This window comes from Nocardioides immobilis (assembly GCF_003515065.1).
GTDB lineage: Bacteria > Actinomycetota > Actinomycetes > Propionibacteriales > Nocardioidaceae > Nocardioides > Nocardioides immobilis.
In genome coordinates, this window is sequence record NZ_QXGH01000062.1 from 1 (window position 1) to 8545 (window position 8545).

The 8545-nt window shown below is 66.6% G+C and carries 6 protein-coding genes and 1 pseudogene; 1 reads left to right on the plus strand and 6 read right to left on the minus strand.

Features of this window, described 5'->3' with window-relative positions:
* Positions 1-476: 476 nt before the first annotated feature.
* Genes atzF through D0Z08_RS31455 form a run of 3 tightly spaced genes read right to left on the minus strand, consistent with a single transcriptional unit; the run spans position 477 to position 3693 of the window.
* Positions 477-2216 (minus strand): allophanate hydrolase, encoded by a 1740-nt coding sequence (gene atzF, locus D0Z08_RS31445; RefSeq protein WP_118929232.1) that lies wholly within the window; start codon positions 2214-2216, stop codon positions 477-479.
* Positions 2213-2854, minus strand: a complete 642-nt coding sequence (locus D0Z08_RS31450; protein WP_118929233.1) for an urea amidolyase associated protein UAAP2 — start codon at positions 2852-2854, stop codon at positions 2213-2215. Before D0Z08_RS31450 ends, atzF begins: the two co-directional genes overlap by 4 nt.
* On the minus strand, positions 2851-3693 hold the full coding sequence (locus D0Z08_RS31455; RefSeq protein WP_118929234.1) for an urea amidolyase associated protein UAAP1: 843 nt from the start codon (positions 3691-3693) through the stop codon (positions 2851-2853). The genes D0Z08_RS31450 and D0Z08_RS31455 overlap by 4 nt, the downstream gene beginning before the upstream one ends.
* A gap of 262 nt (positions 3694-3955) precedes the next feature.
* On the opposite strand from D0Z08_RS31455, the gene D0Z08_RS31460 reads away from it, so the two are divergent.
* Entirely contained in the window at positions 3956-4651 is a 696-nt protein-coding gene (locus D0Z08_RS31460) for a TetR/AcrR family transcriptional regulator (protein ID WP_220454482.1), read from the plus strand.
* A 38-nt stretch (positions 4652-4689) separates the two neighbouring features.
* On the opposite strand, the gene D0Z08_RS31465 is transcribed toward D0Z08_RS31460, so the two are convergent.
* The 3 genes and pseudogenes from D0Z08_RS31465 to D0Z08_RS31475 all read right to left on the minus strand — a co-directional run bounded on the left by D0Z08_RS31465 (position 4690) and on the right by D0Z08_RS31475 (position 8382).
* Positions 4690-5358: a cysteine hydrolase family protein gene (locus tag D0Z08_RS31465; protein WP_220454483.1), complete on the minus strand. Its 669-nt coding sequence runs from the start codon at positions 5356-5358 to the stop codon at positions 4690-4692.
* The gene (locus D0Z08_RS31470) at positions 5309-6847 is read right to left on the minus strand and encodes an APC family permease (RefSeq protein WP_182481616.1); all 1539 of its coding nucleotides are present in this window, start codon (positions 6845-6847) and stop codon (positions 5309-5311) included. The genes D0Z08_RS31465 and D0Z08_RS31470 overlap by 50 nt, the downstream gene beginning before the upstream one ends.
* A gap of 619 nt (positions 6848-7466) precedes the next feature.
* Positions 7467-8382 (minus strand): annotated as a pseudogene (locus D0Z08_RS31475) (IS5 family transposase).
* Positions 8383-8545: the final 163 nt, after the last annotated feature.

Genomic DNA, 8545 nt, shown 5'->3' on the forward strand with positions numbered 1-8545 from the left:
GTGCCTTTCCGCTGGGGCTTCTTGGACTGTCGCAAGAACAAGAATCCCAAGCAGGACGGGCACTTCCGTGCTTTCAGCCCAGGTGTCGCCGGGTCACCGACGAAATGCCGAGGCTAGGGCGTGTCTCTCAATAGGCCTCTATCCGATGATCGGGTTCTGAGTCGCGGGGTTTGCTGAGCGCGGTGGTCAGGGTGGGCATGAGCGAGCGGTTGGGCAGCGAGGGCACCTGCTGCCGCACCGGGTGGGTGCAGCCTTAGTTTTGTGAGCCCCTCAGAATTCCAAACCTGGCTGCGTCTCTACAACAACTGTTGAGATGCTGCCATGTCTGCCGACCTCACGCGGGAAACTGGACGAGGCGGCCGTGATCGAAGGTGCTCCACCCGAAGATCCTGCGCGAAGTCGTCGCAATTCACGAACAAACCGGGACGGGGCGGCGCACTTTGACACACGCCCTGAGAGACCCGACTTCTCCTCGGCTACCGGCCGTTGCTAGTCAGGTAGGCGCGCCAACCTCCGTGTGCGGTGATGTCGGGTCCGGAGGTTGCGATGTGCTCAGAGCACCCAAAGCCGGTCGCCCAGCTACCGTCTGCCAGCTCGATCGAGCCGAGGTTCATGGGCGCGGGCAGCTCGGCGAGGAAACCGCCGAGCGCGGCCGGCGAGAGCTCCCACAGGTCACCCTCGATGCTGGCACCTCCACGCTCCGGCGCTACGCGAACCATGCCTGGCTTGGCCGGCGTGGTCGTATCCAAGGCGAAGAGCCGGTAAGCCGCCGCAGTCCGTGTTGTCCCGACCCAGCGCGCGCCTCGTGAGGTGAGCTCGTGTTCCAGTGGTTGTCCACGGAGATGGGCGCCAACAACGAGCAAGCGTGTAGAGCGTGCACCAGCTGTCACCGGCCACGGGCTACTCGGCCTTGAAAGGCCAAGAGTCGCACCGGGGTAGACGACGGGCTCGGTTACGACAGCCACGCGCTCTGCGATGTCGAGGGCGACGGCATCGTGGAACGCCAGAGCCAGGACGGTAACGCCGAACTGTGCTACCCCAGCGGCTCCTTCGTCGATGGTCCCGGCGGGTGCCGCCACGGCGCACATGTCGAACAGGTTGCCGAAGTTGGTCCATGTTCCCAGCCATGAGTTGACGGCGACAGGCTCCGCCTCGACCTCAGCGCGGGTGGGATGCCCGGGGGCTGTGGGGACCAGCAGTGCGTCGAAGCCGTCGAGCAGGGCGAGCGAGGTCGTTCGCAGTGCTTCGAGCTTGGCGCGGTCGCGGACGAAGTCGCTTGCCGAGATCTGGCCAGCCCGGGTGATGATCGGGCCGACCGTGGGGTCGACCTGCTCTGGGTGCGAGTCGACGAATGCACCTACTGCGGCGTGCCGCTCGGCAACGAGTGCGCCGTCGTACAGAAGACGGGCTGCAGCCAGGAACGTCTCCAACGGTACGGCTTCGACGACGCAGCCCGCATCGCGAAGTCGATCCGCGGCTGCGTGGAAGGCCTCGCTCCATCCCGGTGCCATGCCTTCGAGTACGTCGGGGATGGCAACGCGGGCGTTAGTTGGGGCGGCGAGCGGGGTGTCGGCGGGCCACGGCCTCGTGTCCGGGCCGCCCGCGATGGCGCCCATGGCTTTGGCTGCTGTTGCCGGGTCACGGGCGAGGATCGTCACCGCGTCGAAGGATCGACAGGCTGGCACGACGCCTTCGGTTGACACCACGCCGAGGGTCGGCTTTATGCCCCAGACGCCTTGGAACGCGGCGGGCACGCGGCCGGATCCCGCGGTGTCGGTTCCGACGGCGATGTCGACCAGCCCGAGTGCGACGGCGACGGCGGACCCAGAGCTCGAGCCGCCCGAGATATGGGTGATCCGACGGGCGTCGCGGACGCCGCCGTAGGGACTGCGCTGCCCGACCAGGCCGGTGGCGAACTGGTCGAGGTTGGTCGTTCCGAGAACGGTGGCGCCAGCACTTTTCAGCCGCGCCACTGCTCGCGCATCGGCCGCTGCGGGTGTGGTCGCGTAGGCCGGGCAGGCCGCTGTGGTTGGAAAGCCCTCGACGTCGATGTTGTTCTTCACAGCGACGAGCAGACCGGACAGCGGACCGTCTGCGGCCAGGTGTCGCTTGTGCTCGGCTTCGACGCTGGGTTGAGGGCGCAGGTCGATCCATACTTCGGGGCGATCTGCGGCTGCGATCGCTGCGTAGGCAGCGGCGACACGTGATGTGTTCACTGGGCGGGTCCAGCGTTGATGATCATTTCGGCGCGGCTGGGGTTGAAGCCGTTGCAGGGGTTGTTGACCTGCGGGCAGTTCGACACCACGACGAGTACGTCCTTCTCGGCGCGCAGTGTGAGGGCGAGGCCGGGCGCCGAGATGCCGTCCACGATGCCGAGGGCGCCGTCGGGGTCGACGGGTACGTTCATGTACCAGTTGATGTTCGGGACGTGGTCGCGCTTGCTGAGTCCGTATCGCGAGAGTTCTCGTAAGAAGTTCTCTGCGCACGCGTGTTGTCCCCAGGTGTGGTGGCCGTAGCGGAGGGTGTTGGACTCCTTCGAGCACGCGCCGCCGAGGGTGTCGTGGCGGCCGACTTCGTCCCGGATGACAGTGAGCAACGGGTCGCCCTCGTTGTCGCGCAGGACGCTGCCGGTCGTAAGAAAGACCGACGCCTGTGCCTGAAGAGTGGTCTGTGCGGAGTAGGCACGAGCGGTGTCGCGCCAGTCGTAGGCCAGGAAGTCGACGGCCTGGTTGCCGTCGAGGTCAACGATGGTGAGGAGTTGCCCTGCCTCCAGGGCGCGTGACCAGGGAGCACGCGCGGCCACCGTCTCTCGGTCGAGTTCGGGGCCAAGGTTGATGTCAGTCGAGATGCTCATCGGGTGCGTCCCTTCAGGTGGTCTGCGGTGTTCTCGAAGGCGCGCCGACCCTCGGGGCTCGCACTCCACAGCTGGTCGGTGGGTTGTGTGGGCGCTCCGCGCCAGGCGAGGACGTCCAGCGAGGTGCACACGTACTCGGCTCGCGGGTCCAGCGGGTGTGCGGCGTTCGCGAGCAGCAGGACGAGCGGCATCTCGGCGCGAAACGTGATGCTCGCGCCGGCACCGGTCGAGCCCAGCCATTGCGGACGCCCAGACTCGTCGATGCGAACGCCCTGGAAGAAGGTGAGAGACGACGGCAGGTCACGCCGCCCGAGACCGTTCTTCGACGCAGCGAGCACCAGGAGTTCGCGACCCGCGGGTGTTGGGCCTTCGGGTGAGCCATCCCCGTATCGTTCCTCGTTGCGGGCCTGGACGGAGGCGCCGTAGATGCTGTCGTGGTGGCCAGAGGTGTCCTCGACGATCGAGGCCAGAACGCGACCCTGGTCGGATAGAAGGAGCTGGCCGCGCGCGGAGTACACCTGCCACTGGACCTTCACCGTGTCGGCCACATTGAGGCGTTCCCACGGCATGTCGGCATGGTAGGCGAGCACTGAGGCGCAGGCGTTTCCGTCGACGTCGGTCAGCCGCACGTGCGTGCCCGGGGCGAGGACCCGATGCCCGTAGCTGCCGCCTGTCATGCGCTCCGCCCAGACGACGTCCTCGGCCGCGACCGACGCCGAAATGGCTTTTGCGTCTGCCGCCGGGACTGTCGGGGCATCGAGAACCACAGTGCCCTCTTGCGCTCGGGCGTGGGCGCGAGCCCCCGCCGTGGTGGCCGTCCCTGTGTCGATGCCGGTCATGAGTATCTCCGCGCTAGTCAGGTTTTGATCGAACGATCAATATTAAGGTCCTTGCCGCCTGCCGGCCACGTTCAGTGCGTTAAGTCCTTGTTACGGCCACGGTCGCCTACGAGCGGACCAGCCCGCACCGCCGTTGCATCGGTTCGGGGGCCGACGGCCGCCCACCCCCCCGGGTGACAGAATGCGTTTCGTGCCCGCCTCTCGCCCCCACGGACGTCAAGGACCGGGTCGGCCGAGGGCGCGCAACTCGGGCCGACCGGACTTGAGCCCGACCGATCAGATCCTCGACGCGGCGGCGGCGCTGTTCATCGACCAGGGATACGCTGCGACGACCACGCGGGCCATCGCCGATCGTGTCGGGGTCACCCAGCCGTCGATCTACTACCACTTCGGGTCGAAGGAAGACATCCTCGCCGAGCTGTTGCGGCGGATCATCCAACGCCCACTGGAGTACGGCGAAGCCCTCGCGGGCCGCGACGACGTCCGAGCTGCCGTGCGGCTCGCCGCGCTCGTCCGGTGCGACGTGCACGAGTTGAGCAGCGCTGAGCACAACGTCGGCTCGCTCTTCCTGCTGCCAGAAGTGCGCCAGAAACGCTTCGCCTCGTTCCGCGCGGACCGCGCGCGGTTGCAGATGCTGTACCGCCGGCTGATCGATGCCTGCATCGAAGAAGACGACCTGTCCCCGCTCCCGACCGTGCAACACGCACAGGAAGAGTCGGTCCGGTCCTATCTCGCGGATGCCGTCTTCGGCCTGGTCGAGAGCGTGATTTCGATTCGAGAGGATCGGCCGGTGACCGATCGCGCCTTGATCGAAGCAGCACTGCAGGCGAGCGCACTTCGGATTCTTGGCTACGAAGGCGGTGCATTGCGTGTCGTGGTCGAGCAGGCCGAGCTGGTGGCGACTGACATGCTGCCTGAGACCGTGACCGCGGCAGCAGAGGTACCAAGTTCGCTCTGACAGAGCAACAACGCTCGGCTCGCCGCCGCGGCCCGAGGTCACACGGGCGTCGCCGCTGCGATCGCGGGCTGGGTGCCCGTGGCCCGAGCGCGGATGAGTGCCCCCGCATCGTCGCTGTCGAGGACGGCGTTGATCTGTAGGTACTTCATGGCGGCGAGCGCGGCCTCGTGCGCCGGTGGCGAGGATGCGAACACTGCGTCTTCCACCACGCGGACGTGGTAGTCGTGCTGGTGGGCGTCGACCGCCGTGTAGTGGACACATACGTCGGTCAGCCCACCAGTCAGCACGATCGTGTTCACTCCGTAGCCGCGCAGGACGATGTCGAGGTCGGTTCCGAAGAAGGCCGAGTAGCGCCGTTTGCGGATTTGGTACTCGTCCGGACGAGGCCCGAAGCCTTCGACGAAATCCGCTCCCGTCGTGCCTTCGATGCAATGGAGTCCCTCGACCCCGTCGACCTCGCGACCGAGGTCGACGAGGCTGGGGTTGTGGAGCTCCCGCACGAAGATCACCGGGACATCATTTTCCCGAGCAGTGGCGACGAGCTCGCGGATACGTTGGACCGGCTCGGCTTCGGAGCCGTCCGCCGTCGGCGGGGGAACGAAGTCGCGTTGCACGTCGATGCAGACCAGGGCGACATCGGATTTCTTGGCGCCCGTCTCAGTCATTGTTTGCCTGCTGCGGAGTTGCCGCGGCGTCGGTGCTGACATCGCCGCGCGTTGTGCTCAGGTACACGATGGCGCCCAGGACTCCGAGCACGCCGTACATCAGCAGGCAGCCCCATTCGACGTACCAGGCCAGTCCGATGTCGCGTGGCCAGGAGATGTTGATGACCTCGAACGTCAACCAGATCGCGGCGGCTACGTTGACGGCCAGACTTGCACGGCCAAGCCGGAATACCCCCGGTTGCCACAATCCGCGCGAGCGGTGCCAGAGCAAGGCCAGCACGGGGATGAGGAAGGCGATGTAGAAGCCGCCGGTCGACATCGAGATCATGACGTCGTAGAAGCCAGCCCAGACCGAGAAGATCAACAGCGCGACGGTCAGTACCGAGGTCAGGACGAGCGCGTTGCGCGGCAGTTCGTCGCGCACGGAGTGCCGCGAGAGCCACTCCGCACCCGGGAGTGCTCGATGGGTGGCCATGGCGTGGACCGAGCGGGACAGCGCGGCGCTCACGGCGGCGATGCCGGCCAGGAAGCCGATGCACACCACGACCATGATGGGCGTGACCAGAGATGCGCCCATCTCCGCGGAGATGGTGTCCATGATCGCGTCGCCGACGTCACCGGATGTGACCGCGCCCCAGTCCGGCACGGCCAGGATCAGGCCCGCGCAGGCGTACATGACGGTCGCAGCGACGAGGACGAGCGACGCGATCTGCGCAAGCGGCACGCTGCGCTCGGGATCGCGCACCTCGGCCGCGAGGTCGGCTGCGCTCTCGAAGCCGATCAGTGCCCACCCCGCCAAGGCCACGGCTGCGAGGAACGGACCTGTCAGGAAGGAGGATCCGCCGTCACTGAATCCGGAGACGAGGCTGGAGAAGTCGTTGTTCCGGTGGAAGACGAGAAGGACGGTGCCGACATACAGGCTGCCGATGACCTCGCAGCTGATCGAAACCGCGATGAACGCTTTCAGCAGGCGTCGATCGAAGCAATTCACCAGCGTGGCCAGCACGATGAAGCCCGCAGCGAGGGCAAGCCGGACGACATTCGAGGAACTGTCGAGTCCAAGTAGCTCGATCGCGAACGAGCTCGCCGCGAACGCCGCTGCCGCGTTCAGGCACACTAGCGTCCACGAGTAGCCCCAACCAGCAACCCAGCCGACTCCGCCTCCTCCGAGACGACGTGCCCACGCGAAGACACCGCCCTCTTCGGGCCACCGGCTGGAGAGCTCGCCGAAGACGAGCGCTACAAGGGTCTGCCCAGCCAGAACCACGGGGAATGCCCACCAGAACGAGGGACCGGCCGTGAGAACACCGAGGTTGAAGATCGCGTAGAGAGCGATGATCGGTGAGATGAAGGCAAAGGCGACACCAAAGACAGAGCGAAGGGAGAAGTCCCGGCGAGCATCCGATTGATCCGCATCCCGAGCACTAGGAGGGGCTTGCGACACGGGAGCCCCGCCGCTGGGCGCAATATTGATCACGCGACAAATAATCGCTGCGCATGCCGACCCATGGGTGTCGCGGGCGTAAACCATTGCGTCAATCGTGTTACGCGCAACGGCGTGATCGCTTCGCTCGCGATACCTGACAGCCAACGGCATCGAGCACCTGCTAGTTCGGTCGGAGCGAGGATGTGCCCAGGACGCAAGTCATCGGCGATGCTCGCGGTCGTCACAGCGCAAACCTAACCGGGCGGCGACCGCGGACGGAGTGAGTCGTAGCACGACGGCCTGGGCCTGCGGGTGGTGGCGAACTGGTTGCGTGAGGGACTCCCACTCCAGCGAGCTAAGAACGCCTCGGCGGCGGCGTTGTCGAAGCACGACCCGACCGACCCATCGACTGACGGATCCGCGGGTGCCAGGCGCTCGAACGCTCGCCGCACGTCCCCTTGCTCGACGACAGTCCCATCCGGACTCGGCGGGCGTGCGCGAGGACGTGGGTTCCGAGGTCGTAGCCCAGCCTGATGTTCTTGAGCCAGGCAGCGAAGCTGTTTTGCATCGAGGGTCGCCTTCTCCATTGTGCTGTGCTGCGAGGTCGCCATCACTGCGCGGCCGCGCGCTGGTCCGCGAGCACCCACCAGGTGACCGGTCGCGGGCTCGTAGCTGGAGCCACCAGTTGAGCGGGCCGACCATGATCACGATGGGCGATGCGCCCCTATTCGCGAAGCCAGATCGTGATGGCGCGGAGGACGACACCGCCGCGGTAGACGGCGGCGAGCTTGTCGTAGCGAGTGGCCAGGCCACGCCACTGCTTGTGATCGTTGAAGGACCGCTCGATCACGTTGCGACCTTTGTAGATCGTGGAGTCGAACGCCGGCGGTCGGCCGCCTGCTGAGCCGCGGCGTTTGCGGTGGGCGATCTGGTCGGAGGGCTGTGGGATCACGGCCTTGACCCGCTTGGCACGCAACAGCGTCCGGATGGCGCGCGAGGAGTAGGCCTTGTCGCCGAGCAGCGCGTCAGGGCGGGTCCGCGGGCGACCGGGTCCGAGTCGGTGCACGGCCAGGTGGGCCAGCAGCGGTTGAAGCATCGGCGAATCGCCGGCCTGGCCCGGGCTCAGCGCCACGACCAGTGGGCGTCCGTTGCCGTCGACGAGCTGGTGGATCTTGGTCGACATCCCGCCGCGCGAGCGGCCCAGCGCGTGATCGGGAGGCTCCGCACGCAGGTCCTTGTAGTTCGACTCAGCCCCCTGTGGTGGCCTTGGCACGGCGACCGGCTGGCGCCTCGAGACGGCTCAGCGTGGTGGCATGCTGATGAGCGCGGTTGATCGTCGAGTCCACCGACACCTTCCAGTCGACTTCGCCCGCAGCGTCTGCCTCGGCAACCAGCCGGGCGTGGATCTTGTCCCACGTGCCGTCTGTGCTGAACCGCTCGTGGCGCTTCCACACCGTCTGCCACGGCCCGAACGCCTCGGGCAGGTCCCGCCAGGCCACCCCGGTCCGCAGCCGATAGATGATCGCCTCGACCACTTGACGATGATCCCGAAACGGACGGCCCCGCCGCCCCTCCGAGGATGGCATCAACGGCTCGATCCGGGCCCACTGGGCATCGTTCAACACGGCAGAACGCGACATGGGTCAAACAATCCCGGCCGCACCGCCGATCTTTAGGAGACACGCCCTAGCCTCGGCATTTCGTCGGTGACCCGGCGACACCTGGGCTGAAAGCACGGAAGTGCCCGTCCTGCTTGGGATTCTTGTTCTTGCGACAGTCCAAGAAGCCCCAGCGGAAAGGCAC

What these genes read in the sequence shown, in the direction of transcription:
- D0Z08_RS31450 (WP_118929233.1), bottom strand. Translation starts at nt 2,854, where the DNA reads ATGAGCATCTCGACTGACATCAACCTTGGCCCCGAACTCGACCGAGAG.
- D0Z08_RS31455 (WP_118929234.1), bottom strand. Translation starts at nt 3,693, where the DNA reads ATGACCGGCATCGACACAGGGACGGCCACCACGGCGGGGGCTCGCGCC.
- D0Z08_RS31470 (WP_182481616.1), bottom strand. Translation starts at nt 6,847, where the DNA reads ATGGTTTACGCCCGCGACACCCATGGGTCGGCATGCGCAGCGATTATT.
- D0Z08_RS31465 (WP_220454483.1), bottom strand. Translation starts at nt 5,358, where the DNA reads ATGTCAGCACCGACGCCGCGGCAACTCCGCAGCAGGCAAACAATGACT.